This is a genomic window from Aquimarina sediminis, assembly GCF_002895435.1.
GTDB lineage: Bacteria > Bacteroidota > Bacteroidia > Flavobacteriales > Flavobacteriaceae > Aquimarina > Aquimarina sediminis.
Window position 1 is genome coordinate 20,080 of record NZ_POYJ01000013.1, and the last position, 25,887, is coordinate 45,966.

The 25,887-nt window shown below is 34.9% G+C and carries 22 protein-coding genes; 11 read left to right on the top strand and 11 right to left on the bottom strand.

The window, feature by feature from the left end:
• Position 1: 1 nt before the first annotated feature.
• The 4 genes from C1X07_RS21025 (at position 2) to C1X07_RS21040 (ending at position 4,467) form a co-directional block, all read left to right on the top strand.
• The gene (locus tag C1X07_RS21025; RefSeq protein WP_317046141.1) at positions 2-196 is read left to right on the top strand and encodes a hypothetical protein; all 195 of its coding nucleotides are present in this window, start codon (positions 2-4) and stop codon (positions 194-196) included.
• A 3-nt stretch (positions 197-199) separates the two neighbouring features.
• Entirely contained in the window at positions 200-1,489 is a 1,290-nt protein-coding gene (locus C1X07_RS21030) for a hemolysin family protein (RefSeq protein ID WP_103072019.1), read from the top strand.
• Positions 1,490-1,505: 16 nt separating this feature from the next.
• Positions 1,506-2,204 carry a lysoplasmalogenase gene (locus C1X07_RS21035; protein WP_164914216.1) on the top strand — a complete coding sequence of 233 codons (699 nt, stop codon included), beginning with the start codon at positions 1,506-1,508 and terminating at the stop codon, positions 2,202-2,204.
• 142 nt (positions 2,205-2,346) lie between these two features.
• Positions 2,347-4,467, top strand: coding sequence for a peptidylprolyl isomerase (locus C1X07_RS21040; protein WP_103072021.1), 2,121 nt, complete (start codon positions 2,347-2,349; stop codon positions 4,465-4,467).
• 106 nt (positions 4,468-4,573) lie between these two features.
• Here C1X07_RS21040 and galE read toward each other — a convergent pair whose 3' ends face one another.
• Both galE and C1X07_RS21050 read right to left on the bottom strand, forming a co-directional pair.
• Entirely contained in the window at positions 4,574-5,590 is a 1,017-nt protein-coding gene (gene galE, locus C1X07_RS21045; RefSeq protein WP_103072022.1) for a UDP-glucose 4-epimerase GalE, read from the bottom strand.
• Between the two features lie 40 nt (positions 5,591-5,630).
• Complete coding sequence (locus tag C1X07_RS21050; protein ID WP_103072023.1) at positions 5,631-6,086, bottom strand: GAF domain-containing protein; 456 nt, start codon at positions 6,084-6,086, stop codon at positions 5,631-5,633.
• 442 nt (positions 6,087-6,528) lie between these two features.
• Here C1X07_RS21050 and C1X07_RS21055 point away from each other — a divergent pair, with 442 nt between their 5' ends.
• Complete coding sequence (locus C1X07_RS21055; protein WP_241507305.1) at positions 6,529-7,293, top strand: M15 family metallopeptidase; 765 nt, start codon at positions 6,529-6,531, stop codon at positions 7,291-7,293.
• A gap of 97 nt (positions 7,294-7,390) precedes the next feature.
• Here the strand turns inward: C1X07_RS21055 and aceA are convergent, their stop codons facing one another.
• Both aceA and aceB read right to left on the bottom strand, forming a co-directional pair.
• On the bottom strand, positions 7,391-8,668 hold the full coding sequence (gene aceA, locus C1X07_RS21060) for an isocitrate lyase (protein ID WP_103072024.1): 1,278 nt from the start codon (positions 8,666-8,668) through the stop codon (positions 7,391-7,393).
• Between the two features lie 91 nt (positions 8,669-8,759).
• On the bottom strand, positions 8,760-10,358 hold the full coding sequence (aceB, locus tag C1X07_RS21065; RefSeq protein ID WP_103072025.1) for a malate synthase A: 1,599 nt from the start codon (positions 10,356-10,358) through the stop codon (positions 8,760-8,762).
• A 119-nt stretch (positions 10,359-10,477) separates the two neighbouring features.
• Here aceB and C1X07_RS21070 point away from each other — a divergent pair, with 119 nt between their 5' ends.
• The gene (locus C1X07_RS21070) at positions 10,478-11,959 is read left to right on the top strand and encodes a helix-turn-helix domain-containing protein (protein ID WP_103072026.1); all 1,482 of its coding nucleotides are present in this window, start codon (positions 10,478-10,480) and stop codon (positions 11,957-11,959) included.
• A 120-nt stretch (positions 11,960-12,079) separates the two neighbouring features.
• Here C1X07_RS21070 and groL read toward each other — a convergent pair whose 3' ends face one another.
• The 7 genes from groL to miaB form a co-directional block, all read right to left on the bottom strand.
• On the bottom strand, positions 12,080-13,720 hold the full coding sequence (gene groL, locus C1X07_RS21075; protein WP_103072027.1) for a chaperonin GroEL: 1,641 nt from the start codon (positions 13,718-13,720) through the stop codon (positions 12,080-12,082).
• A gap of 81 nt (positions 13,721-13,801) precedes the next feature.
• The gene (locus tag C1X07_RS21080) at positions 13,802-14,077 is read right to left on the bottom strand and encodes a co-chaperone GroES (RefSeq protein WP_103072028.1); all 276 of its coding nucleotides are present in this window, start codon (positions 14,075-14,077) and stop codon (positions 13,802-13,804) included.
• Between the two features lie 156 nt (positions 14,078-14,233).
• Positions 14,234-14,563, bottom strand: a complete 330-nt coding sequence (gene secG, locus C1X07_RS21085; RefSeq protein WP_103072029.1) for a preprotein translocase subunit SecG — start codon at positions 14,561-14,563, stop codon at positions 14,234-14,236.
• A 7-nt stretch (positions 14,564-14,570) separates the two neighbouring features.
• Positions 14,571-15,536, bottom strand: a complete 966-nt coding sequence (locus C1X07_RS21090; protein ID WP_103072030.1) for a hypothetical protein — start codon at positions 15,534-15,536, stop codon at positions 14,571-14,573.
• 131 nt (positions 15,537-15,667) lie between these two features.
• The gene (gene lptE / locus C1X07_RS21095; protein WP_103072031.1) at positions 15,668-16,174 is read right to left on the bottom strand and encodes an LPS assembly lipoprotein LptE; all 507 of its coding nucleotides are present in this window, start codon (positions 16,172-16,174) and stop codon (positions 15,668-15,670) included.
• A 4-nt stretch (positions 16,175-16,178) separates the two neighbouring features.
• Positions 16,179-17,441, bottom strand: coding sequence for a sigma-54 interaction domain-containing protein (locus tag C1X07_RS21100; RefSeq protein WP_103072032.1), 1,263 nt, complete (start codon positions 17,439-17,441; stop codon positions 16,179-16,181).
• A 53-nt stretch (positions 17,442-17,494) separates the two neighbouring features.
• On the bottom strand, positions 17,495-18,940 hold the full coding sequence (miaB, locus tag C1X07_RS21105) for a tRNA (N6-isopentenyl adenosine(37)-C2)-methylthiotransferase MiaB (RefSeq protein ID WP_103072033.1): 1,446 nt from the start codon (positions 18,938-18,940) through the stop codon (positions 17,495-17,497).
• 131 nt (positions 18,941-19,071) lie between these two features.
• On the opposite strand from miaB, the gene C1X07_RS21110 reads away from it, so the two are divergent.
• From C1X07_RS21110 to porL, 5 genes are all read left to right on the top strand, one after another.
• A complete protein-coding gene (locus tag C1X07_RS21110) occupies positions 19,072-19,851 on the top strand; it encodes a hypothetical protein (RefSeq protein ID WP_103072131.1) in 780 nt (259 codons plus the stop codon).
• A gap of 108 nt (positions 19,852-19,959) precedes the next feature.
• Entirely contained in the window at positions 19,960-22,476 is a 2,517-nt protein-coding gene (gene topA, locus C1X07_RS21115; RefSeq protein WP_103072034.1) for a type I DNA topoisomerase, read from the top strand.
• A 9-nt stretch (positions 22,477-22,485) separates the two neighbouring features.
• The gene (locus C1X07_RS21120; protein ID WP_103072035.1) at positions 22,486-23,649 is read left to right on the top strand and encodes a formimidoylglutamase; all 1,164 of its coding nucleotides are present in this window, start codon (positions 22,486-22,488) and stop codon (positions 23,647-23,649) included.
• Positions 23,650-23,759: 110 nt separating this feature from the next.
• A complete protein-coding gene (gene porK / locus C1X07_RS21125; protein WP_103072036.1) occupies positions 23,760-25,133 on the top strand; it encodes a T9SS ring complex lipoprotein PorK/GldK in 1,374 nt (457 codons plus the stop codon).
• 77 nt (positions 25,134-25,210) lie between these two features.
• A complete protein-coding gene (gene porL, locus C1X07_RS21130; protein ID WP_103072037.1) occupies positions 25,211-25,840 on the top strand; it encodes a type IX secretion system motor protein PorL/GldL in 630 nt (209 codons plus the stop codon).
• The last annotated feature ends 47 nt before the right edge of the window (positions 25,841-25,887 follow it).

Here is a 25,887-nt window from a genome sequence, read left to right on the forward strand (position 1 = left end):
TATGATGAAAGTATTTAGATTTTTTGAGTATGCCTATCTGGCTATAATGTGTTTTTTTATCTACGAAGCGTATATAGAGTGGGGAAAAGAAGGAGGAAGAAGTATGCTTTACCTGTTTTTTGCTGTAGTAGCTGTTTTTATGTTTTTCTTTAAAAGAAATTTCCGGAAACGTTTTGAAGCTAATAACAAAGACTAATTCATGGAATTAGATGTCCTTGTTATTATATTTTCCTTAATTCTTTCAGCCTTTTTTTCAGGAATGGAAATAGCCTATGTTTCTTCCAATAAAATCTATATTGAGATTGAGAAAAAACAAGGAGGATTTATTTCTAATGTCCTTTCTCGATTAACAAAAAAACCTTCCAAATTCATAGCTACAATGCTTGTTGGTAATAATATAGCATTAGTGATTTATGGGTTTTATATGGGAGAGATGTTGATGAGGTTGTTTCAATCTTTAGTACCTACAGGTTTTGGGTTTTGGGATTACCTTTTTGCAGATCTAAACCTTTTAACGCAAACCATTATCTCTACATTAGTTATTTTGATAACGGCAGAGTTTTTACCAAAGGTTTTTTTTCAAATTTATTCTAATATATTACTTAAGGCGTTTTCTTTTCCGGCGTATGTCTTCTATATTCTGTTTTCACCCATTTCCTCATTTGTAATATGGGTGTCAGATTTTGTGCTAAAAAAATTCTTAAAAACAGATGGTGACCAAATTCAACTAGCATTTAGCAAAACAGAACTTGGCGATTATATTAGTGAACAAATGGAGACCGTTGAAGAAGACGATGAAATTGATAGCGAAATTCAGATTTTTCAAAATGCTTTGGACTTTTCGGATGTAAAATCACGTGAAGTAATGATTCCCAGAACAGAGATAGTAGGTGTAGAAAAATCGCAATCTATAGAAGAAGTAAGTAAACTGTTTATAGACACAGGGTTGTCTAAAATTATAGTTTATAATAATACTGTTGATGATATTATAGGGTATGTGCATTCCTTTGAATTATTCAAAAAACCTAAATCCCTAAGAGCAATTCTTCTTCCTGTAATTTTTGTTCCAGAAACCATGTTTGTAAAAGATGTGCTTAATCAATTAACCAAAAAGCGTAAAAGTATTGCAGTGGTTATCGATGAATATGGCGGCACTAGTGGGATTATAACCGTAGAGGATATTGTAGAGGAGCTTTTTGGTGAAATTGAAGATGAACACGATTCTGGAGCCCTTATGGAAGAACAACTATCAGAAAATCAATATCGATTTTCTGCTCGAATAGAGGTAGATCATATTAATGAATCATACAAACTGGATCTTCCTGAAGATGAAACATACGAAACTCTGGGAGGGATGATAGTAAATCATACAGAAGAAATCCCAAAAGAAGGAGATGAAGTAGTGATAGATTCTTTTAAGATTAAAATTATAGAGACTTCTAATACTAAAATCGAAATTATCGAACTTCATGTGCTTTCGGAAAGTTGATTAAATCATGCTCAAAATGAATAAAAAAATACTTAATTCTGGAGTTGTAGTGTTTGTTTTGATTTATGTTGTTATTGTGGCTTGTGATATGGTTTGTAGTAGTAATGAACTGTATGCGCATTTAAGATATTATACAAAACCTTCAATTCTGGGGGCATTGATTACCTTTTTTTTGCTACAGAGAAAAGGGCTAAATGTGTTGACCTTTAGATTAATGATTTTAGCATTGATATTTTCTTTGGCTGGGGATATTCTGCTATTATTTGTTGATCGATCTCAATTTTTTTTCATCGCAGGTCTGATTATGTTTTTGTTGGCTCACGTGATGTATATTTTGATTTTCCTTAGAAAACGAGATAATAAAAAGAAAGTAGGCTTCTTTCTTTTGTTAACTGTTCTTTATGGGATGAGTCTGCTTTATTTGTTATATCCTGGTCTTGGGAATATGCTAATTCCAGTAATAATGTATATGGTTGTAATCTTATTAATGTCTAATACAGCATATTTTAGAGGAAGGGATGTTTCTCGAGTAAGTTATCTTTTGGTCTTTCTGGGATCATTGTTTTTTATGTTGTCTGATAGTCTTTTGGCTTTTGCTATGTTTTATAAACCTATACCCTTAGAGAATGTATGGATCATGGTTACCTATGCATCGGCACAGTTTTTAATAGTGTATGGAGTTTTGGAACAAAAAAATAATACTTTATTAAAGTAAAATAAGTAAGTAAAAACCAGATTATTCTTTGTGAATTGCAAGAAGCAATAAAACTTCATAAGACTTTCAGATTTTTTAATTGGTATTATTACAATAAAATAGTACTTTCGCCCACTATATTTTGAATAAATTATAACATATCATGGCAGTTTTAAATAAAATCAGACAACGTTCGGTTTTTCTAATTGTAATTATTGCATTAGCACTTTTCTCTTTTGTATTGGCAGATTTAATCCGTAATGGAGGAGCTATTTCACAAAAAGCAGAAAATACGATCGCTACGATAAATGGAAAAGAGATTGATAGAACTGACTTTGCTAGAAAAGTGGAGTTAGCATCAAGAAGCTTTGGAGGAGGGGCTTCTAGTATTCAAGCAGTGAATTATGTATGGAATCAGGAGCTAAGAGAGACTGTTTTTGAAGAGCAATTCGAGGAGCTTGATATTAGAGTTGGAGAAGATCAGGTAAATGAGTTGCTTGAAGAATCATTGGCAAATAATCCTACTTTTCAAAATGAAGCTGGGGTTTTTGATAAAGCTAAGATGCAGGAGTATGTTGCAAATGTAAAAGCTACTTCACCACAAGCATACCAACAATGGTTGGATTTTGAAGCATCTGTGAGCAAAGGAGCTAGAGAGCAGACGTATTTAAACATGATCAAAGCAGGTGTAGGATCTACATTAAAAGAAGGAGAATTAGTATATAAAATGGAAAATGACAATGTAGATATTAAATATGTACAATTGCCTTTTTCAGGGATCGAAGATGCTGAAGTAAATGTAACTGATACTGAAATCCAGGCTTATATTAAAGAAAACGCTGATCAATACCAGTCAGAAGCAACTAGAAATATTCAGTATGTATTATTTAATGAGATTGCAAGTGAAGAGGATGTTAGCCAAGTAAAAACAGATGTGGCTGCGTTGTTAAATGACAGAGTAGAGTTTAATAAAGCAACCGAAACAAATGATTCTGTAGTAGGGTTTAAAAACACAAAGAATGCAGAAGAGTTTGTAAATCAAAATTCTGCAATAAAATTTGATGATAGTTTTAAATTTAAAAAAGACTTACCAAGTACTGTAGCTGATACGCTTTATAATATTGAGATTGGTGGTGTGTATGGGCCATATAAAGATGGTGATTTTATAAAAATATCAAAGGTAATTGCTCAAAAACAGATGGCAGACTCTGTTAAAGCGAATCATATTTTAGTTTCCTGGGAAGGATTAGGTACTGCAGGTGATACAAAACGTACTAAAGAAGATGCGAAAAAGTTGGCAGATAGTATTATTGCATTGACTAGAGCAGATAAAACGAGATTCTCTGATCTTGCAGCAGAGTTTTCTGCAGATAATTCTAATAAGGACAAAGGAGGAGATCTAGGTTATTTTACACCGGGAAGAATGGTTCCTGCTTTTAACGATTACTGTTTCGAGAATAAAGTTGGAGATCAAGGAATTGTTGAAACACAATTTGGGTATCATGTAATAAGTATCGAGGATCAAAAAAATGAGCAAAAAGCTATAAAAGTGGCTACTGTAGCTCAGAAAATTGAGCCAAGTGAAAAAACAATTAATGCTATTTTTACAGAAACGACCAAATTCCAGATTTCTGCGAAAGACAAAGATTTCGAAGAAGTTTCTAAAGAGGCTGAATTAGCAGTTCGACCTGTAAATAGTATCAAAGAACTTGATGAAACGATTCCTGGATTAGGAGCTAGAAGAGCGATTGTACAGTGGGCTTTTAATGAAGAGTCTAAAATAGGAGAGATAAAGCGTTTTGATATCCCAGAGGGATATGCAGTGGTGCAATTAACAGCAAAGGCAAATAAAGGATTAATGAATGTTGAAGATGCAAGCCTTACTATAAAGCCAATATTGATAAAAGAAAAGAAAGCAGAAATATTAAAAAATAAGATTTCTGGTAGCACACTTGATGCTATTGCTCAAAAACAAGGGCAGACTGTTAAGGTTGCTTCTGCAGTAAATATGAAAACACCAACAATTAGTGGTGCAGGAACAGAACCAAAAGTGGTTGGAGCTGCTTTTGCTTTAGAATTAGGCAAGATATCAGCTCCTATTATCGGTAATAATGGGGTGTATGTTGTAGAGGTTACAAAGAAAACACCAGCCAGTGGTTTGGATACTTATATGAGTTATGCATCTCAGGTAGCTAAAACACAAGCAGGAGCGGTAAATACAAAAGTGTTTGAAGCACTTAAAGAAGCAGCAGAAATTGAAGATAAAAGATCTAAATTTTACTAAGATATAGTAGGTAATAGATAGTCTTATAAAAAAAATCCTGAAGATTATTCTTCAGGATTTTTTATTTACGTATTGTTCTAAAAAATGATGCTTTTGTTGTGATAAGTTAGTTTCTAACTTTTTGTTCCCACTTCCAGGCAGAGCTTAAAGAGTCATCAAGACTGCTACTTGCTTTCCATCCTAATTCGTTATTGGCTTTAGAAGTATCGGCAAAAGCTGCAGTGATATCTCCCTCTCTTCTGTCAACAATTTTGTAATTTAATTTTTGATTAGAAACTTTTTCAAACGATTGTATAACTTCTAGAACAGAGCTTCCTGTTCCTGTGCCTACATTAAATACTTCGTAGTTTGTACTATTTTTGTTCTCTAATAATCGTTGTAAAGCCACTACATGAGCTTTTGCTAGGTCAACGACATGTATGTAGTCTCTAATGCAAGTTCCGTCTGCCGTGGGGTAGTCATCGCCAAACACAGATAATTGTTCCCTTAGTCCGATTGCAGTCTGAGTGATAAAAGGCACTAGGTTTTGAGGAACCCCAATTGGGAGTTCTCCTATTTCTGCAGATGGGTGCGCTCCTATAGGGTTAAAATACCTAAGTGCTATAGCTTTTAAGCCTAGAGAAACTTTACAAGAGTCTCTTATGATTTCTTCTCCAATTTGTTTTGTGTTGCCATAAGGAGATTCTGCTACTTTAACAGGAGCATTTTCTGTAATAGGTAATTCGTCTGCCTGACCATATACAGTACATGAAGAGCTAAAAATAAAATTAGCAGAGGCTTTGTCGGTTAATTGTTGTAAAATGTATACAAGTGTAGAGAGATTGTTTTCATAGTATAGTAAAGGTTTTTCTACACTTTCTCCCACCGCTTTTGAAGCTGCAAAATGAATAACACCTTCGATGTCATTATGACGAGTAAAAAAATCCTGAACTTTCTCTTTTTCTCTAAGGTCAAATTGCTCAAAAATAGGTTGTTTTCCTGTTACGGTTGTTATACCTTTAATAACATCTGGAGATGAGTTAGAGCAATTGTCTACAATTACTACTTCATACCCTTTGTTTTGTAATTCTACAACGGTGTGAGAACCAATAAATCCCAATCCTCCGGTGACTAAGATTTTCATATGTAAGATGATTTAATATTAACTAACGAAGGAACGATATTTAAAGGATTTTAGCAACTTCTTGATTTACAAATTCTAAAAATCTTTCATCTTTCTCAGTAAAAGGATCTGGAGTTTCAGAATCAATATCAATCTGACCAATATTTTCTTTATTCTTAAATAAAGGGATTACTATTTCTGATTTAACAGTAAAGCTACATGCGATATAGTTGTCCTGAGCCTGTACATCAGGAACTATAAAATTTTCATTTGAAACAGCAACCTGACCACAAATTCCTTTTCCAAAAGGAATAATCTCATGGTCTGTTTTTTCGCCTACATAGGTGCTAAGTTTTAATTCTTCTTTGTCTCCGTTTTTAAAATAAAAGCCAACCCAATCATAATAGTCAATACTATCCTTGAGTAGTTGGCAAATCATATTAAGTCTGTCTGTAACAGATTTATCCTCTTTTTTAAGTATGTTAATTACTTGAGGTTTTAAATTTTCAAAAAGCATTCCTTACAATTTTTCTCGGTAAAAATATCTAAAATATTTATAAAAGCCCGCTATTTGTTGTGGTATTGTTTTGTTAAAAAAAGTATGCAAAAAGAAATGATAACCTTGGTAATTGTTATAAGTATAATGTATTTTTGGTGCCTTAATCAGGATTTTTGATTATTAAATAAGTGTTTGATTTTAAGGCTTTATTGTTGAATGTATGTTGATGCCATAGCTAAAAAAATGAATAAGAATAGTTTCTGGATGTGATAATATTTGATTCTTTTCTGGGTATGAAGTCATATATGTATATTAATAGTAAGAACGTAAGAAAACACTGATAATAAAATATTGATTATATTTAATGTAGTTAAGAGTGTACTTAATCTGATTTTGAGGGAAGTTCGGGTTGTAAGGTGTTCTAAACTATGATTGTGATTTGGATAAAACAAAAAGGGATATGATAAAAAGAGAATTAATCATGTTGATTTTTTCTATGATGTTTTTCTGTTGTAGTGAAGCAAAAGTAGTTCGCGAACCTACGGTTCAAACGATGGCACTTTTAGAAAAATCTAAGGCATTGCAATTACGAGGAGAGAGAGTAGAGCAAAGTATGCTTAGAAAAAAGGATTCTATAGAAATGCTTATTGGAGAAACTGATAGTCATGATGTTTTGGGTGATGGAGATTTTGTAAATCTTGAAGAAATTTCTAAGGATTTTGTTTTGGATATGAAATATGCTACTGCGGATAACTTTTTGAAAGAAAAAGTGTATTCATGTGCTAAATGTTATGTGAGAGAGGTAGTAGCAAAGGCATTGGTAAAAGCAAACGCCGATTTGATTAAGCAGGGGTATAAAATAAAACTATTTGATTGCTATCGCCCACATAGTGTTCAGAAAAAAATGTGGAAGATCTTTCCAAATCCTGGGTATGTTGCTGACCCTAAAGGAGGATCCATTCATAATAGGGGAGCTGCTGTTGATATTACTTTAGTAAAATTAGATGGTAGTTCGGTGGATATGGGTACAGAGTTTGATCATTTTGGAAAAGAAGCTCATCATGCATATACCAATCTTTCGCAAGCAGTGCTTGGTCACCGTAGATTATTGCGAGAAACTATGGTGAAACATGGGTTTAAAACAATAAGAACTGAGTGGTGGCACTATAATTTTAGGGCTAATGTGAGATTTAAAGTCTCGGATTTTAGATGGGAATGTGGTTGATCTAGAAAAAGACGATATTTTAAAAAAACGACATCCATCGTAATGAATGCCGTTTTGGAGCACAATTGTAATAAATCGGAAAAAATTATGCTTGTCCCTAAAACTGTTCTACTTCTGTACTACCTTCCATAGCTACAGTAGAAGATTTACCTGATGTTACCGTGTTTTGTATCGCATCAAAATATGTGGTTCCTACAAAACCTTGGTGTTTTACTGCTCTAAAACCATCTTTTTGTAGTGCGAATTCTCTTTCTTGTAATTCAGAATAACCTGCCATTCCTCTTTCTTTGTAAGCTTTTGATAATTCAAACATGCTAGTGTTTAGTGCATGGAAACCTGCTAACGTAATAAACTGGAATTTGTATCCCATAGCAGCTAGTTCTTCTCTAAACGTTTCCATCTCTTTAACAGAAAGCTTTGATGCCCAATTGAATGAAGGAGAGCAGTTATATGCTAACATTTGATCAGGATATTTGGCATGAATGGCTTCAGCAAATCTACGTGCTTGTTCTAGATCAGGATTACTTGTTTCCATCCAGATTAGATCTGCATATGGAGCATATGACAATCCTCTGTCAATTCCTTGCTCGATTCCGTTATTTACATGAAAAAAACCTTCATCAGTACGTTCTCCAGTTATAAACTTTTTGTCGCGTTCATCTACATCGCTGGTTAATAAGTTTGCAGCATCTGCATCGGTACGAGCAATGATAATTGCAGGTACGCCCATTACATCTGCGGCTAGACGAGCAGCAACTAGTTTGTTAATTGCTTCTTGAGTAGGAACCAATACTTTGCCTCCAAGGTGCCCACATTTTTTAGCAGAACTTAACTGATCTTCAAAATGAACTCCACTGGCTCCTGATTCGATCATGGATTTCATTAACTCAAAAGCGTTTAGATTACCTCCAAACCCAGCTTCTGCGTCGGCAACAATCGGTACTAGGTAATCTTTTTTGTTTTTTTCGCCATTGACGATTTGAATTTGATCTGACCTCAGTAAAGCGTTGTTGATTCTTTTTACCACCTGAGGCACACTATTTACAGGATATAGAGATTGATCAGGATACATTTGTCCTGCAAGGTTGGCATCTGCCGCTACTTGCCATCCGCTTAGGTAGATAGCTTCTAATCCTGCTTCAACTTCTTGTACAGCCTGATTACCGGTTAATGCTCCTAATCCTGCTACAAAATTCTGAGTTTTTAGTTTGATCCATAATTTTTCTGAACCTAGTTTAGCAATGCTATGCTCGATTTTGTAGGATCCTTGTAGTTTTACCACATCTTCAGCTGTGTATGGGCGTTCTACATTCTTCCATCTTGGATTTGTAGTCCAGTCGATGATCAATTCTTCTACTCTCTGTTCTGTGTTCATGACATATTGATTTTAGCTATATTAATTTGTTTTTGGTGTCTCAAAACTTAAGGTTTGAGCTGTCTTTTTTATACTTTCGGATATAATTATGTTATACATATTGATATGCTCTGGTTGTAAGAAATTCTTCAAACTCTTCTGCTGTTACCAGTTGATAGAAGATATCGATAGCATTTTGGTAATTTGCGGTCTCAAAAAGAGAGTCTCCAACTTGGTTTTTAATCACTTCGAGCTCATCGTCAAAAAGAAGGTGAAACAATGTGTTATTAAATGTTCTGTTGTCATCTAATAAGACTTGATTTTTTAACCACTGCCATATTTGAGTTCTACTGATTTCTGCGGTAGCTGCATCTTCCATAAGATGATATAATGCAACCGCTCCGTTGCCTCCTAGCCAAGTTGCTATATAATGTATCCCTACATTAATGTTTTCTCGAATTCCTTTTTCGGTTATCGTTCCTTTTGGGATTTCTAACAGGTCACTCTCGGTAATTTTTAGATCATTTAGTTTTACATCTACCTGATTTGGAGTAGGCATGTAGGTATCAAATACTTGTAGGGCTAATTTTACCATACCCGGATGTGCTACCCATGTGCCATCATGACCATTCTTTACTTCTCGTTCTTTATCAGCTTGTACTTTTGCAAAGGCAATTGTGTTTTTGCTGTCATCATTTTTAATAGGTATTTGGGCAGCCATACCTCCGATAGCCAGAATATTTCTTTTATGACATCTTTGGATAACTAATTTGCTGTAGGAGTCCATAAATGGACTAGCCATTGTTACCTGAGCACGATCAGGAACTACAAAACTTTGATGATTTCTTAGTTTTTTGATATAGCTAAAGATGTAATCCCATCTTCCACAATTAAGCCCTACGATATGATCTTTTAATGCATAAATAATTTCATCTAGTTGAAAACTTGCTGTAATGGTTTCAATTAATACGGTAACTTTTACTGTTCCATGTTCGATTCCAAGATATTCTTCAGAAAAATCGATTACATCGTTCCACCAGATAGCTTCTGTAAAATGTTCTAGTTTAGGGATGTAATAGTATGGTCCTGTACCATTTTCTTTAAGCTGCTCATTGTTATGAAATAAGTACAGTGCAAAATCAAACAGTGAAGCACACATTTCCTGATTTTTGATCAAAAGATGTTTCTCATTGAGGTGTAATCCTCTGGGTCTTACAATTAAAGTAGCAGTTGTTTCTTCTAGTCGATAGGTTTTATCTCTTTTTGGATTATAAAACGAAATAGTTTTATCAACGGCATCTTTTAGGTTCTTTTGCCCTTGAAGACAATTTTCCCAAAGAGGAGCATTGCTATCTTCAAAATCTGCCATAAATGTTTTGGCACCTGAGTTTAGAGCATTAATAACCATTTTTCTATCGACGGGACCTGTAATTTCTACTCTGCGATCTTGTAGGTCGGTAGGAATTGGTGAGGCTGCCCATTCACTATTGCGAATCTCTTTGGTGTTTTCTGGAAAAGAAGGATGAGTTCCCAAATCAAACAACTGTTGTTGACACTCACGATTTTTTAAAAGGACCAATCGTCTTTCGTTAAAACGATTTTGCAGTGCCTCTAAAAAGGTCAGTGCGCCATCGGTTAAAATTTCTGGATGGTAGTTTTTAACTTCTTTAGTAAAGCTAATTTTCTGACTAAGGTTTGTCTGTGTTTCCATAACTATTATCGTTTGAGTGAACAATATTAAAAAAAAGTTTTTTATAAAACAAGCGAACGTTCGCTAAATGTGAACTTTTGCTTTTTGAGCAATTACGCAAAAATGGTTACTTTTGGCACATGGCAATAGCAGAAGAATATATTAGATTGATTTTTGGTCTGAAAATCAGACAGATACGAACTGAGAAGGATTTGTCTCTTTTTGGGTTATCTAAGTTGTGTGGACTTTCTAAGTCGTACTTAAATGAAATAGAAAAAGGGAAGAAATATCCCAAAACAGATAAAATTATCAAACTGGCAGAAACGTTTGATGTGGCATATGATGATCTGGTGTCTTTAAAATTAGATAAGAACCTGGCTCCGATAGGTGAAATTTTGCAATCAGGTATATTAGACGAAATCCCGTTAGAGTTATTCGGGATACAACAGAGTGATTTAATTGATATTATAGCAAATGCGCCATCAAAGGTTAATGCTTTTATAAGTACTATCATCGAGATTGCTCAGCATTATAATATGAGCCGAGAAAGTTTTTATCTCGCTTCTTTGCGATCCTATCAAGAAGCACATAATAACTTTTTTAAGGATCTTGAAGATAAAGTTGTAAAATTTGCTAATTCATATCAATTGGATTTTAATGGTAAGATTACTTCGGGTGAATTAGAAGAAATTTTAAAAGAAGAATATGGATATGTAATTAATGAGGCTGGGATTCCGAAACAAGAAGAATTGGATAATTTAAGATCGGTTTTTGTGCCGTCTACAAAAACCCTTTTATTATCTGATCGAGTAGATGAGGCACAAAAAACCTTTATTTATGCAAAGGAATTGGGGTATCAGTATTTAGAGATAATAGAGAGACCTTATACTTTTTCGTGGATAAAGTATGATAATTTTGAAGAAGTACTACATAATTTTTATGCATCGTATTTTGCAGGAGCATTAATTATTCCTAGAGCTCATTTAAAAGAACATCTTAAAGAATTGTTCTCTGCAAAAAAGTTTTCTGAGAAGTCTTTTCATAAAATTATGAAGCTTTATAATGCTTCTCCAGAATCTTTTTATCAACGTCTTACTAATATATTGCCAAAGGATTTTGGAATGCAAAATGTGTTCTTTCTTCGGTTCACTCATAAATTGGGAGCAGAGAAGTTTAATTTGGTTAAAGAATTACATATTACGCATCAGCAACAACCTCATGCCAATGAGGTTAATGAGCACTACTGTAGGAGGTGGATGGCTATAAAAATATTACAACATGTGGCAAACAAAGATTTGGACTATGCATTTAACATTCAGATTTCTGATTATGTAGATACCGATCAACAATATTTGGTGTTTACTTCGGCGACCAAAGATCCTTTTAGAAAAGATTATTATCGCAGTATTGGAATTGGCTTTTTGCATTCACCTACTTTAGAGAAAAAGATAAACTTTGTTAATGATTCAAAAATACTGAAAGAAAAAGTAGGAGTTACCTGTGAGTCTTGTTCACTGGCAGATTGTGATGTTAGGATGGCTCCTCCAAAGCATTTGTTAACCAAAGAGAAACATAGAAAAACCGCAGCGTTGGTGGCTGATATCATGAAGGAGTATTCTTAGATTTTTGTAAAAATGAAGTTTCAAAATAATAAAACCATCTCGAATCATCGAGATGGTTTTATATTCTTAGCAAAATTTATATTCATAAACTTGCTACATAATTTTATTGTCGCTAGACCACTACATCATTCCTGGCATACCTCCGCCCATTGGTGGCATTCCGCCTCCAGCTGCAGGAGTATCCTCCTTGATATCTGTCAATGCACATTCTGTAGTAAGGATCATACCTGATACAGATGCGGCATTCTCAAGAGCGATACGAGTTACTTTCTTAGGATCGATAATTCCTGCTTTTAGCATATCTACATACGCTTCAGATTTGGCATCATAACCAAAGTTATCTTTTCCTTCTAGTACCTTAGAAATTACGACAGAGCCTTCACCTCCAGCATTTTCAACAATTGTTCTAAGTGGAGATTCGATAGCGCGGTTTACGATTTGTATTCCAGTTGCTTCATCAGCATTTTCGGTTTTTACTTTATCTAATACAGATTTAGCTCTTACCAAAGCAACACCACCACCGGCAACGATACCTTCTTCGACTGCAGCACGAGTTGCATGAAGAGCATCGTCTACACGATCTTTCTTTTCTTTCATCTCTACTTCAGATGCAGCGCCTACATATAGTACAGCTACACCACCTGCTAATTTAGCCAAACGCTCCTGTAGTTTCTCTCTGTCATAGTCAGAAGTAGTAGTTTCTATTTGAGCTTTGATCTGATTTACTCTGTTTTTGATTAAATCTTCTCCACCTGCTCCATTAACAACTGTAGTGTTGTCTTTGTCGATGGCAACTTTTTCTGCGGTTCCCAGGTGTTCTATAGTTGTGTTTTCTAATGTAAATCCACGTTCTTCAGAGATTACTGTACCTCCTGTTAAGATAGCGATATCTTCTAGCATTGCTTTACGTCTGTCTCCAAAACCAGGAGCTTTTACAGCTGCTATTTTAAGTGCACCACGCAGTTTGTTTACAACTAATGTTGCTAATGCTTCTCCGTCTACATCTTCAGCAATGATTAGAAGTGGTTTTCCAGTTTGAGCAACGGGCTCTAAAACAGGAAGAAGGTCTTTCATAGCAGATATTTTCTTGTCGTATAATAAGATATACGGGTTTTCAAGATCTGCAGTCATTTTTTCGCTGTTGGTTACAAAGTATGGAGAAAGATATCCTCTGTCAAATTGCATTCCCTCTACGATATCTACTGTAGTATCAGTTCCTTTTGCTTCCTCTACAGTGATCACACCTTCTTTGCCAACTTTTTCGAAAGCTTGAGCGATAAGATCACCTATGGTTTCGTCGTTGTTAGCAGATATAGCAGCAACTTGTTTGATTTTATCAGAAGAGTCCCCAACTTCTTTTGTTTGTTTAGCAAGATCGTCGGTAATTGCTTTTACAGCTTTATCAATACCTCTTTTAAGGTCCATTGGGTTAGCGCCAGCAGCAACATTTTTAAGTCCTTCTTTTACAATGGCTTGCGCTAATACGGTAGCAGTGGTTGTACCATCACCTGCAAGATCATTTGTTTTAGAAGCTACTTCTTTTACCATTTGTGCTCCCATATTTTCAAGAGCATCTTCAAGTTCAACTTCTTTTGCTACAGAAACTCCATCTTTAGTAACTGTAGGAGCTCCAAAAGATTTACTTATAATTACATTACGACCTTTGGGTCCTAAAGTTACTTTTACTGCATTGGCTAATGCATCCACACCACGTTTGATACCGTCACGTGCTTCTATGTCAAATTTTATGTCTTTTGCCATGATATGTATTTGTTTTGATTTTTTTGAATCCTGAGAAAAAAATTAGGATTCGGAATTTGTGTTTTTAAGAATAGACGGTTCTTAAACTATTGCAAGGATATCATCCTCACGCATAATTAAATAATCATTTCCATCTAATTTTAACTCGGTACCGGCATATTTACCGTAAAGTACAGTATCACCAACTTTGACAGTCATATCGTGATCTTTTTTACCACTGCCTACAGCGGCAACTTTACCTTTTTGTTGTTTTTCCTGAGCTGAGTCAGGAATAAATAGTCCTGATGCGGTTTGCGTCTCTGCAGGAAGTGGCTCTACAACCACACGGTCTGAAAGAGGTTTGATATTTACTCCCATTATGATTTGTTTTTTATTATTTAAAGTTAAAATGAAATCTTCGATGCTACTTATTTCAGAAATTATGCCAGTGGTACGATACTGACAAATTGAAATAAAAAAATGTCGACCGTATGACAAGTCGACATTTTTTTTAATCTGTTTTATATAAAGATGCTAATTTTTGTCATCATCTGTTGTTGCGGGAGGGGTTACAGGAGTTTCAATTTGAACATTATCAGTATTTACTTTTGATTCCTGAACAGTGTTTCCACCCATTAAATCTATATTAGATAATAAAATCAATACTAACAATAGAGTTGCTAAAGTCCAAGTACTTTTATCTAAAAAGTCTGTAGTCTTTTTTACTCCACCCAATTGTTGTGTTCCACCTCCACCAAAAGAAGAAGATAATCCACCTCCTTTAGGGTTTTGTACCATAATTACTATTACAAGTAAAAACGATACGATAACGATTAGTATTAAAAAGATTGAAAACGTTGTCATTATATTGTTATTTATTTTCGTGTAATTTCTTTATTGCTCGAATTTGGTCTGCAAAGAAACCACTTTTTTCGGGATTTTTCAAAATTAATATGTTATAAGCTTGAATTGCCTTCTTATAGTTTTTCTGAGCCAGATACACTCGAGCTAAAGTTTCGGTCATTAATTCATCAGAAGGGACTATGCTTTGGTTTGCTAAATTGCGCGTTGGTGCATTTTTGTTAGCAGGTTGAATCTTAGGGTTATTGGCAATAAATTCATCGATCAAATCGAATTTGTTCTTTTTTTCTAATAGTTTATCCTGATTTTTATCTTCTGTCTCAGGAGATGTAATTGCAGGTTTTTGGTCAGTGTTTCGGTCGATTGGCGTTAAGGAGGTCAGTTTTAACCATTCTGCAAAAGAGTGTGTTCCTTTTTTGTCAAAATCCAAAGGCTTGTCAATTTGTAAAATCTCTTCTGGGGTCTGATCGTCGTTTTCGAGGGAAGCTAAACCGTCTTCTTTTGTTTCAAGAATATCATCAGAAGTAAAAGGTGTGGCAATTTTAATTTGTTTGAGGGTGTTGTTTTCTTTTCTTTCTGAGAATAAATCAGGATCCAGAACATCTTCAGCCTCTTCGATTTTCATTCTAACGGCTTTATTCATAGCCATTCTAGGAAGTGTCTTGACTTCTTGAGGGTCAACAACCTCAATTTCAGATTTATTTTTCTTTATTATTTCATGCTGATTTTTATTTTCTTTAAAAAGCTCAGAAGTAATAAAGTCAAATAAGACACTGCGATCCGTAGTGTAGGCAGCTGTTATTTTTAATTCTTGGTTATATCTAAAACTTTCCTGATCCTTTAAAGATTTCAAAAATAATGACCTTGCAGATTGAAAATAGGGAAATGCTCTGGTGATTTTCTCCAGAGAGTATGCTTGATCCTTTTTTAGTTGAGTGGGGTCTTGAAGCAGATATGTAAACTCCGTTGTATTCAAAATAGCGTCAATTATTATTTGATGTTCTTGTTTTTATAATGGTTTAAGATAGGTAATTATTTAGTAATGTACTGTTGGCTAATTATGGAAACTAATTTTTTTCGACTTCGATTAGTTTCTAAAACAACTATTTACCATCTTGCTAATGTGGCATTAAACATATCTTGCGTGATTCTTTCAAAAATTACTTGCATTGCTTCATCTCTTATTGCGTTTTCTGATGCAGAGGCAGGATAATCAAAGAAGAACGAAAAGCGTTGTTCTAGATCTTGATCAGGATCTTTAGCGTCATAAAATCGCATATTAACAGCGATAGTTAGCCTGTTTTGAGCTGCCGTTATTTGCGAAGTAGCTGTATTTGGTGAGACATAATCCTGAACAATTTCTCCTTCATAAAGAATATCTCCTCCCGATGTAGTTAGGCTAAGATTAGTCTGGTTAAGAATTAAATCTTGTAATTGATTTGTAAAAGTTTGATCGGCACCAGGAAAAACTCTGGGAGATTGATTTTGAAAGAAATTAACTTGAAATGTCTTTGTGTCGGGTGAAATGTTTGTTCCGGTAAATGAATAAATACCGCATGCTTGTAACAAGACTAATGAGGTGAATGCAATTAGTATATATTTTAGTTTCTTCATCGATTTATAGATCGTATTGTTTTATTTTTCTGTATAAAGTTCGTTCGCTAATTCCTAATTCTTCTGCAGCAGCTTTACGTTTGCCTCTATGTCTTTCTAATGATTTTTTTATCAATTCTAACTCTTTGTCGTGCAATGATAATGTTTCTTCTTCTTCTATTTCTTCGGCAAAATGGTATTTGTCTTCTTCTTTAGGTTGTAATGTGCTCTGCGAAGGTATTTCTAGGAGTTCAGAAGGTGTTTGTCTTATGGGTTCTTCAAAACGTATATCTTCCTCTTTATCCTGATAAATTTTCTGAATTAGTCCTTCATTGTCTTTTTGTACCTGCTGAGTATTGCCACTTTGCATAAGTTCCATGGTTAACTTTTTGAGATCATTAAGGTCGCTTTTCATGTCAAAAAGGACTTTGTATAAGATTTCTCTTTCATTGCTAAAATCACTTTCGTTTTTATCAGCAGAAACTACGGCTGGTAAATTACTTCCAATGTTTGGTAAGTATCCTCGCAAAGTAATTGCCGATATAGTTCTGTTTTGTTCAAGGACTGAAATTTGCTCTGCAATGTTGCGTAGCTGTCTTATATTGCCACTCCAATGATACTTTTCTAATAGTATAATCGCATCACTATCTAAGCGGATGGTTGGCATTTTGTATTTGGTAGCAAAATCAGAAGCAAATTTTCTAAACAAAAGATGAATATCTTCTTTTCGATCTCTAAGAGGGGGTAAAAGAATTTCTACAGTGCTAAGGCGATAGTATAGATCTTCTCTAAATTTTCCTTTTTTAATAGCTTCAAACATGTTTACGTTGGTAGCGGCAACGATACGTACATCCGTTTTTTGAACTTTTGAAGATCCAACTTTAATAAATTCACCATTTTCTAGTACTCTTAGTAAGCGTACTTGGGTGGTGAGTGGTAATTCACCTACTTCATCAAGAAAAATGGTTCCTCCACTGGCTACTTCAAAATAACCATTTCGGGTTTGTGTAGCTCCTGTGAATGCTCCTTTTTCATGACCAAAAAGCTCACTATCTATTGTCCCTTCGGGGATTGCTCCACAGTTTACAGCGATGTACTTGCCATGTTTACGATGGGACAGAGAATGTATGATTTTAGGAATACTTTCCTTTCCTACGCCACTTTCTCCAGTTACTAGCACCGAGATATCGGTTGGAGCAACTTGGATAGCTTTTTCTACTGCACGATTTAGTTTTGGATCATTTCCGATGATTCCGAATCGTTGTTTTGTAGCTTGAACTGATTCCATATTTATAGTAAACTGTTATTAGTTTAATTCAATTATATTGTCTGTTGGCTCAATTAGTTATTGTCAGAATATCCAATTGCTTTACCTAATAATGTTGCACTGGTGCATTGATCAATTTGAACCATCACAAAATCACCGATTTTGTACTCTTCTTTAGGGAATATGGCTACAATATTTTTTGTAGTTCTTCCGCTCCAGTGTTGATCAGATTTTTTGGACTCTTTTTCGATTAAGACTTCAAAGGTTTTGCCTAAATAGGTTTGATGTCTGTATGCACTGTGACTACGTTGTGCTTTTATGACTTCTGCAAGCCTTCTTTTTTTAGTTTCTTCAGGAACATCATCTTCTAGTTTGCGCTCTGCTAATGTTCCGGGTCTTTCAGAATAGGCATACATGTATCCATGTTCATATTTTACGTATTCTAATAAAGATAGTGTGTCTTGGTGATCTTCTTCTGTTTCTGTAGGGAAACCTATAATCATATCCTGTGTTATTGCACAGTCTGGGATTATTCTTTTGATGTTATCGACTAGATTCATGTACTCTTGTCGGGTATGTAGGCGGTTCATTTCTTTGAGTATACGATCACTCCCGCTTTGTATAGGTAGATGTATGTGTTTACATATGTTTTTGTGTTTAGCCATAATTTCTATTACATCTAATGTCATATCCTGAGGATTAGATGTAGAAAATCGGATGCGCAATTTGGGATGCCTTTCTGCGGTCATATCCAGCAGTTTTGCAAAGTCTACCGCTGTAGCTTTTTGAAAATCAGTTGCTTTATCGAAATCTTTTTTCAAACCACCGCCATACCATAAATAGCTATCTACATTTTGCCCGAGCAAGGTAATTTCTTTAAATTTTTGGGATACCAGATCGTCAATTTCTTTTAAGATGCTTTGAGGTTCTCGGCTGCGCTCTCTTCCTCTAGTAAATGGGACAACACAAAAAGTACACATATTATCACAACCACGGGTAATAGATACAAAAGCTGATACACCATTACTTTGTAAGCGAACAGGAGCGATGTCGCCGTAGGTTTCTTCTTTAGAAAGGATTACATTAACAGCATTACGACCAGCGTCTACTTTTTCAATAAGGTTAGGGAGGTCTTTGTATGCGTCTGGTCCAACAACGAGGTCGACTATTTTTTCTTCTTCAAGAAATTTACTTTTTAGACGCTCGGCCATACAGCCAAGAACTCCAACCTTCATTCGTGGATTGATCCTCTTTACAGCATTGTATTTCTCTAGTCTTTTTCTAACTGTTTGTTCCGCTTTTTCTCTAATAGAACAAGTATTCACTAAAACAAGATCTGCATCTTCGAGATTTTGTGTAGTGTTAAACCCTTCTTTTGCTAGAATAGATGCAACGATTTCACTATCACTAAAATTCATCTGGCAACCGTAGCTTTCTATAAAGAGCTTACGTTGGTTTTCTTTGTTCTGATCAAGAGCAAGTGGTTGTCCCTGTTTGCTTTCGTCAATAATCTTCTCCATAAAATAATTCCTTATCGATTGGGGTCAAATAGTGTGCAAAGATACTTTTAAATGTTATTTATGACAAAGTGTCAGGGGTTTATTTTCTAAAAAATCTATATTTGATTACTTCAATCAATAAAATGTGTCCTATGACGTTAAACAGACTTCTTGAAAAGATAGAAAATAATAAGGCTTTAGACTTTGGCGATATCTTCAGTAAAAGTATAGAACTATTTAAAAAAGTATGGCTGCAAGGTATGGTCCATATGCTTATCCTTATGGTAGTGGTGATTCCTCTTATTGTTGTGATGTATATTCCTATGTTTGTTTTTATAGGGATGGCCGAGTATGATGGTTATGGTGATTATGGGGGGCTTGGAGAAGAACTGTCGATAGGTCTTGTATTTCTTTTTGCTTTTCTTGTTTTGGTTTTGATAATGCTGGCATCTGCACTCCAATTGGGGGTTGTGGCGCATTTTTACAGAGTTTGTAAGCAGGTAGATTTGGGGCATGCGGAGACATCATCGTATTTTATGTTTCTTAAAGGGAAATATATAGGAAAAGTCATTACTTTGTCTATTGCAAAATTTGGGATTATAGTCTTGGCTGCATTGTTGTGTTACCTTCCTATTTTCTATGTAATGGTTCCCTTACAACTACTTGTAGTAATATTCGCATTCAACCCTGATCTTAGTGTTTCCGATTTGATAAATGTTAGCTTTAAGTTAGGGAATAAGAAGTGGATTCTAATTTTTGGATTAATGATGATTTCTTCAATGTTAGCTACTACTGTAGGGTATATTATGTGTGTGATAGGTTTGATTGCAACAACTTCTTTTGCATTGCTACCTGTGTATTATGTGTATAAGGATACTATAGGTTTTGACGATGATGAATTAGAAAGAGAAGAGATACTCTTTGTTAAATAAAAAAAAAGTGAAACTTGGCTGTGGGTAGTTTTTTTTAACTAATTTTTTGATAAAGAATCTTGAAATCAAAAAATTGATATACTTTTGTTGTCAGAAATTAAAAGGATTATGGCTAAGAATTTAGTGATTGTCGAGTCACCAGCTAAGGCTAAAACAATAGAAAAATTTCTTGGAAAAGATTTTACAGTTGCATCCAGTTTTGGACATATTGCAGACCTCCCGTCTAAAGAGTTAGGGGTTGATGTTGATGGAGATTTTAAACCTAAGTATATTGTCTCCAAAGATAAAAAGGATGTAGTTAAGAAACTCAAAGATCTTTCTAAGAAAGCAGAGATGGTATGGTTAGCCAGTGATGAGGATCGAGAGGGAGAAGCAATAGCTTGGCATCTTGCAGAGACTTTAAAATTAGATAAAGATAGAACCCGCCGCATTGTTTTTCATGAAATCACAAAGAATGCAATTCTTAAGGCAATCGAAAATCCACGCAGTATTGATTACAACCTTGTGAATGCACAACAAGCTAGGCGAGTGTTGGATCGTTTAGTGGGGTATGAATTGTCTCCTGTGTTATGGAGAAAAGTTAAAGGAGGATTATCAGCAGGGAGAGTGCAATCAGTATCTGTGCGATTGATTGTAGAACGAGAGCGAGATATACTAGGTTTTAAACCAGAAGCTTCTTATCGAATAGATGCAGAATTTTCTAATCAGGAAGGGAAATCCTTTAAGGCTAAAATTCCTAAGAATTTTAAAACAAAAGAAGAAGCTAAGGCATTTTTAGAAAAAAACTTAGATGCGTCATTTAAAGTAGCAGATCTTTCTACAAAACCAGCAAAAAAATCACCAGCACCACCGTTTACAACCTCTACTTTGCAACAAGAGGCATCTAGAAAATTGTATTTCTCAGTGAGTAAAACAATGACGATGGCTCAAAGGTTGTATGAAGCGGGATTGATTACTTATATGAGAACTGATAGTGTGAATTTGTCTGAAGAAGCTCAAAAAGGAGCAAAAGCAGAGATAGATTCGGCATATGGAAATGAGTATAGTAATCCAAGACAATACAAAGGTAAATCAAAAGGCGCACAAGAAGCTCACGAGGCAATACGTCCAACAGATTTTTCTAGACATAGTGTGAATGTAGAATATGATCAACAGCGATTATATGAATTAATCTGGAAACGTGCTATCGCTTCGCAAATGAGTGACGCCAGATTAGAAAGAACAAATGTAAAGATTGATGCAAATACGCATAAAGAACAGTTTACTGCAAATGGAGAAGTCATCAAATTTGAAGGCTTTTTAAAGGTGTATTTAGAAGGTAATGATGATGAAGATGAAGAGCAAGAAGGGATTCTTCCTGCAATGAAAGTGCAAGAAAACCTGTTTAATAATTATATTTCTGCAACAGAGCGATTTACAAGAGCACCAGGACGATATACAGAAGCTTCATTGGTTAAAAAATTAGAGGAGTTAGGTATTGGTAGACCGTCAACATATGCTCCTACGATTTCTACAATTCAAAATAGAAATTATGTAGAGAAAGGAGCCAAAGAAGGAGAAGTACGTGAGTACGTTCAGATGGTGCTTTCTGGAGATTCTGTTAATGAAAAAAAGCTATCCGAAAAAGTAGGTAGCGATAAGGGGAAACTAATTCCAACAGATGTAGGAATGGTGGTGAATGATTTCTTGGTAAATCATTTTTCGGCAATTCTTGATTATAACTTTACGGCAAAAGTAGAGCAGGATTTTGATGAAATTGCTGATGGACAAGAGGACTGGACTCAGGTGATGAAAGAATTTTACCAGGAGTTTCATCCAAGAGTAGAAGATGTTGCCCAGAATGCGGAGAGAGAAGTTGGTGAGCGTATTTTGGGAGAAGACCCTGCTACAGGTAAGGTAGTGAGTGTGCGATTAGGTAAATTTGGGCCAATGGTTCAAATCGGTACAGCAGAAGACGAGGATAAGCCAAAGTTTGCTAGTTTGCCTCCAGGACAGACATTAAGTGGAATTACTTTTGAAGAGGCTATGGATTTGTTTCAATTGCCAAAAGAACTTGGTGTTTATAAAGGAGAAACTATCATAGTGAACAATGGTCGATTTGGTCCATATGTGCGTTTTGGTGAAAAATTTGTTTCATTAGAAAAAGGAGAAGATCCACTAAGTACTACTTTGGATAGGGCTATGGAGCTGATAGACGCAAAAGAAAAAGCAGACGCTCCTATATATGAATATGAAAACCTTCCTGTTCAGAAAGGGAAAGGGCGATTTGGTCCTTTTATAAAGTGGAACGGAATGTTTATTAATGTGAATAAGAAGTACGATTTTGATAACTTATCAGATCAAGATATTGTAAATCTTATCGAAGAGAAAAAGCAGAAAGAAATTGATAAAGTTATTCATAATTGGGAAGAAGAAGGAATCAGGGTTGAAAAAGCAAGGTGGGGAAGAAGTAATATTATAAAAGGTAAAGTTAAAATAGAATTGCCTAAAACTGTTGATGCCTCAAAGCTAACTCTTGATAAGGTCAAAGATCTGATTGAGAAAAATGCTCCCAAGAAAAAAACAGCTGCCAAAAAGAAAACTACCAAAAAAGCTAGTGCCAAAAAGACTACTAAAAAGAAATAAACCTATTATATGTCTTTCGAATTTCTTGTACCTGTTAGTGATCTGGTTGTTGCACATGCAAAGCTGCTTTCTGAAAACGCGTTAGGAAAACACATTAATATTCATACGATAGATGGTGGAATTCCAAATCTTGAAAAGGTGGATATTGCTATTCTTGGTATTAGGGAAAATAGGAATGATGTTGATTTTCTAGGAGAACATCTTAGTTTTGATGCTATTCGTAAATCATTGTATGAGCTTTTTCCTGGAAATTGGAGTGCTAATATAGTAGATCTTGGCGATATTACTCCAGGTAATGAAGTTAGTGATACATATTATTTGGCTCAAGAGGTATTGTCTACTTTGTTGCAGAAAAATATTATTCCGGTCATTTTAGGAGGTAGTCAGGATTTGGTATATGCTCAATACAGGTCGTTTGATATTTTGGAACGAATGGTAAATCTGGTAAATGTAGATGGTAAATTTGATTTAGGTAATTCTTCTTTGCCGATCACTAATACATCTTTTGTTGGAAAAATCATAGTAGAGCAGCCATATAATTTATTTAATTATAGTAATATAGGATATCAAACTTATTTTAATTCTCAAGAAGAAATAGATCTTATAGAAAAATTATATTTTGATGCGTATCGTTTAGGTGAGGTTATCTCTGATGTAACGATTGTTGAGCCAATTATGAGAGATGCAGATATTGTCTCTGTAGATCTAGGAGTAATGAATTCTACGAGTATAAGTGGATCTTTTGCTTCTCCAAATGGTTTTGATGGTAGAGAGATTTGTGCAATTTCGAGATATGCAGGAATTAGTGATAAGGTTAAAAGTTTTGGGATTTACGAGTTTAAAAACTTTAATAATCAAGAAACAACAGCTCTATTAGTAGCTCAAATAATATGGTATTTTATAGAAGGAGTTAATTATCGATCTAATGAATTGAATATAAGAGGGTTGAAAAACACACTGCATTATAATGTGCCAGTTGAGGATGAAATATTGTCATTTTATAAGAGTATTATGACCGGAAGATGGTGGATAGAAATACCTTTTATTTCATCAGGTAATAATAAATTGGAAAGACATACGTTATTACCTTGCACATACAACGATTATGAGCGTGCTTGTAATCAAGAAATACCTGAAAGATGGTATAAGGCAAAACAAAAAAACGAAGTTTAACATTTTTATTAGGCAGATTTAAGGTTTTTTTTAGAAAAAAATTGTTTTTCTGGAAATAAATAAATAGGTTTACGTCCTTAAATCTAGAAGATCTTAACCTAAAACACGTTATGAAGAAATTTGTATCACTCTTTGCTATTTTAGCAATGCTCTACAGTTGTGGTGGTGGAAGCCGAGGAGAACTGGTAGGAGCACAAGGAAAAAAATGGCACCCGCAAAAACCATATGGCATGGCTCTCATCCCCGGAGGATCGTTCATTATGGGTAAGTCGGATGATGATAAAGCCGCTCTGGCAAATGCCCCTACAAGAATGGTTACGGTTCGATCCTTCTACATGGATGAAACCGAAATCACTAATAGTGAGTATAGACAATTTGTGAGCTGGGTTCGCGATTCTGTTATTAGAATGAGACTTGCGATAATGGCTGATGAACTGGGAAAAGCTCCTGGTGATGATGGTATTGGAGAATATGCATTCTTAGATGCCGATACCGAAAACATGTCTGTGTACGAAAAATACATGTACGATAATTACAGTGGAACAGGAGAAACTGGTTACGAAGGTAGGAAACTTAATAAGGATGTTGATATCGAATGGGATATCGATGATTATCCAGATGAGTTTTATGCTGAAGTAATGGATACCATGTATATTCCATTAGAAGAATCGTATAATGGTAGACGTACATTAGATGTTAGTAAATACGAATTCAGATTTACCTGGATGGACATTCAGGCAGCTGCACGAGCTAAAAAGGGTGGGAGAAAAGATTTCGTAAAAGAAGAAGTAATCAAAGTCTACCCTGATACTACAGTGTGGATTAAGGATTTTAATTACTCATATAATGAGCCTATGCACAATGACTACTTTTGGCATAGCGCATACGATGATTATCCGGTAGTTGGTGTATCTTGGGAACAAGCTAAAGCCTTCTGTCGATGGAGAACCATCGAGAAAAACACCTTTCAGAAGAAGAAGGGTAAAGAATTTGTAAACTATTTCAGACTGCCAACTGAGGCAGAATGGGAATATGCTGCTAGAGGAGGTCTCGAATCTGCTACGTATCCATGGGGAGGTCCATATGCGTTAAATGATAGAGGTTGTTTTCTGGCAAACTTTAAGCCTCTTAGAGGAAACTACGCAGCTGATAACTTTTTATATACTGTAGAAGCCAAAACATTTGATCCCAACGATTATAACCTATACAATATGGCGGGTAATGTTTCTGAGTGGGTACAGTCATCCTATGATCCAGCAGCTTACGAATACGTTTCATCAATGAACCCAAATGTTAATGATGATGAAAATAAACGTAAAGTCGTACGTGGTGGATCCTGGAAAGATGTTGCTTACTTCCTACAGGTAAGTACCAGAGATTATGAATACGCTGATTCTGCGAGGAGTTATATTGGATTTAGAACCGTTCAGGACTATATGGGTACTGACGTGACTGGAGAAGATAATACTCAGAATCAAAAATAAGTCCCAAAATTTTCTATCAACTTAATTACTAACCCTTTTTTAAAACTTTGATTTAAAAAAAACAAAACAAATTTATTATGGCAAATTCAAAAGCAAGCAAGAAGTTAATGAACATGGTATACGGTCTCGGAGCAGCCGTTGTAATATTAGGTGCACTATTTAAAATTATGCACTGGCCATTTGGTAATTTAATGCTTATTATCGGTTTGGTTACAGAAGCATTAGTATTTACGGTTTCTGCATTCGAACCTGTTGACAATGATTTAGATTGGTCTTTGGTATACCCTGAATTAGCAGGAGGGAATAAAAAAGATAAAAAAGAAAAAGAAGCAACTCCAGAAGGATTATTATCTCAGAAATTGGATGATATGCTTAAAGAAGCAAGACTTGATACTAACCTAATGAGTAGTCTTGGTGATAGTATCCGTAACTTTGAAGGAGCAGCAAGAAACCTTGGTCCTACAACTGATGCTATTGCTGGAACGCAAAAATATAGTGAAGAGATGGCAAGTGCAGCTTCACATCTTGAATCTTTAAACAGTTTGTATAAAGTTCAGTTAGAGTCTTCTGCACGTCAAGCTGAAGCTAATCAAGCTATTGCTGAAAATGCAACTAAGCTTCAAGAACAAATGACAAGCCTTGCTAGTAACCTTTCTTCTCTTAATGGAGTATATGGTGGTATGTTAACTGCAATGAATAGAAGTTAACATTTTTAATAAAATATTTTATAATAACTACCAAAATCTAAAAAGAA

Excerpts from the sequence above, each read along its gene's own strand:
- C1X07_RS21070 (WP_103072026.1), top strand. The coding sequence starts at position 10,478 with ATGGCAATAGCAGAAGAATATATTAGATTGATTTTTGGTCTGAAAATC.
- C1X07_RS21055 (WP_241507305.1), top strand. The coding sequence starts at position 6,529 with ATGATAAAAAGAGAATTAATCATGTTGATTTTTTCTATGATGTTTTTC.
- aceB (WP_103072025.1), bottom strand. The coding sequence starts at position 10,358 with ATGGAAACACAGACAAACCTTAGTCAGAAAATTAGCTTTACTAAAGAA.
- galE (WP_103072022.1), bottom strand. The coding sequence starts at position 5,590 with ATGAAAATCTTAGTCACCGGAGGATTGGGATTTATTGGTTCTCACACC.
- C1X07_RS21030 (WP_103072019.1), top strand. The coding sequence starts at position 200 with ATGGAATTAGATGTCCTTGTTATTATATTTTCCTTAATTCTTTCAGCC.
- C1X07_RS21110 (WP_103072131.1), top strand. The coding sequence starts at position 19,072 with ATGACGTTAAACAGACTTCTTGAAAAGATAGAAAATAATAAGGCTTTA.
- porL (WP_103072037.1), top strand. The coding sequence starts at position 25,211 with ATGGCAAATTCAAAAGCAAGCAAGAAGTTAATGAACATGGTATACGGT.
- C1X07_RS21080 (WP_103072028.1), bottom strand. The coding sequence starts at position 14,077 with ATGGGAGTAAATATCAAACCTCTTTCAGACCGTGTGGTTGTAGAGCCA.
- aceA (WP_103072024.1), bottom strand. The coding sequence starts at position 8,668 with ATGAACACAGAACAGAGAGTAGAAGAATTGATCATCGACTGGACTACA.
- C1X07_RS21050 (WP_103072023.1), bottom strand. The coding sequence starts at position 6,086 with ATGCTTTTTGAAAATTTAAAACCTCAAGTAATTAACATACTTAAAAAA.
- C1X07_RS21120 (WP_103072035.1), top strand. The coding sequence starts at position 22,486 with ATGTCTTTCGAATTTCTTGTACCTGTTAGTGATCTGGTTGTTGCACAT.
- lptE (WP_103072031.1), bottom strand. The coding sequence starts at position 16,174 with ATGAAGAAACTAAAATATATACTAATTGCATTCACCTCATTAGTCTTG.
- C1X07_RS21100 (WP_103072032.1), bottom strand. The coding sequence starts at position 17,441 with ATGGAATCAGTTCAAGCTACAAAACAACGATTCGGAATCATCGGAAAT.
- secG (WP_103072029.1), bottom strand. The coding sequence starts at position 14,563 with ATGACAACGTTTTCAATCTTTTTAATACTAATCGTTATCGTATCGTTT.
- miaB (WP_103072033.1), bottom strand. The coding sequence starts at position 18,940 with ATGGAGAAGATTATTGACGAAAGCAAACAGGGACAACCACTTGCTCTT.
- C1X07_RS21035 (WP_164914216.1), top strand. The coding sequence starts at position 1,506 with ATGAATAAAAAAATACTTAATTCTGGAGTTGTAGTGTTTGTTTTGATT.
- topA (WP_103072034.1), top strand. The coding sequence starts at position 19,960 with ATGGCTAAGAATTTAGTGATTGTCGAGTCACCAGCTAAGGCTAAAACA.
- groL (WP_103072027.1), bottom strand. The coding sequence starts at position 13,720 with ATGGCAAAAGACATAAAATTTGACATAGAAGCACGTGACGGTATCAAA.
- C1X07_RS21040 (WP_103072021.1), top strand. The coding sequence starts at position 2,347 with ATGGCAGTTTTAAATAAAATCAGACAACGTTCGGTTTTTCTAATTGTA.
- porK (WP_103072036.1), top strand. The coding sequence starts at position 23,760 with ATGAAGAAATTTGTATCACTCTTTGCTATTTTAGCAATGCTCTACAGT.
- C1X07_RS21025 (WP_317046141.1), top strand. The coding sequence starts at position 2 with ATGATGAAAGTATTTAGATTTTTTGAGTATGCCTATCTGGCTATAATG.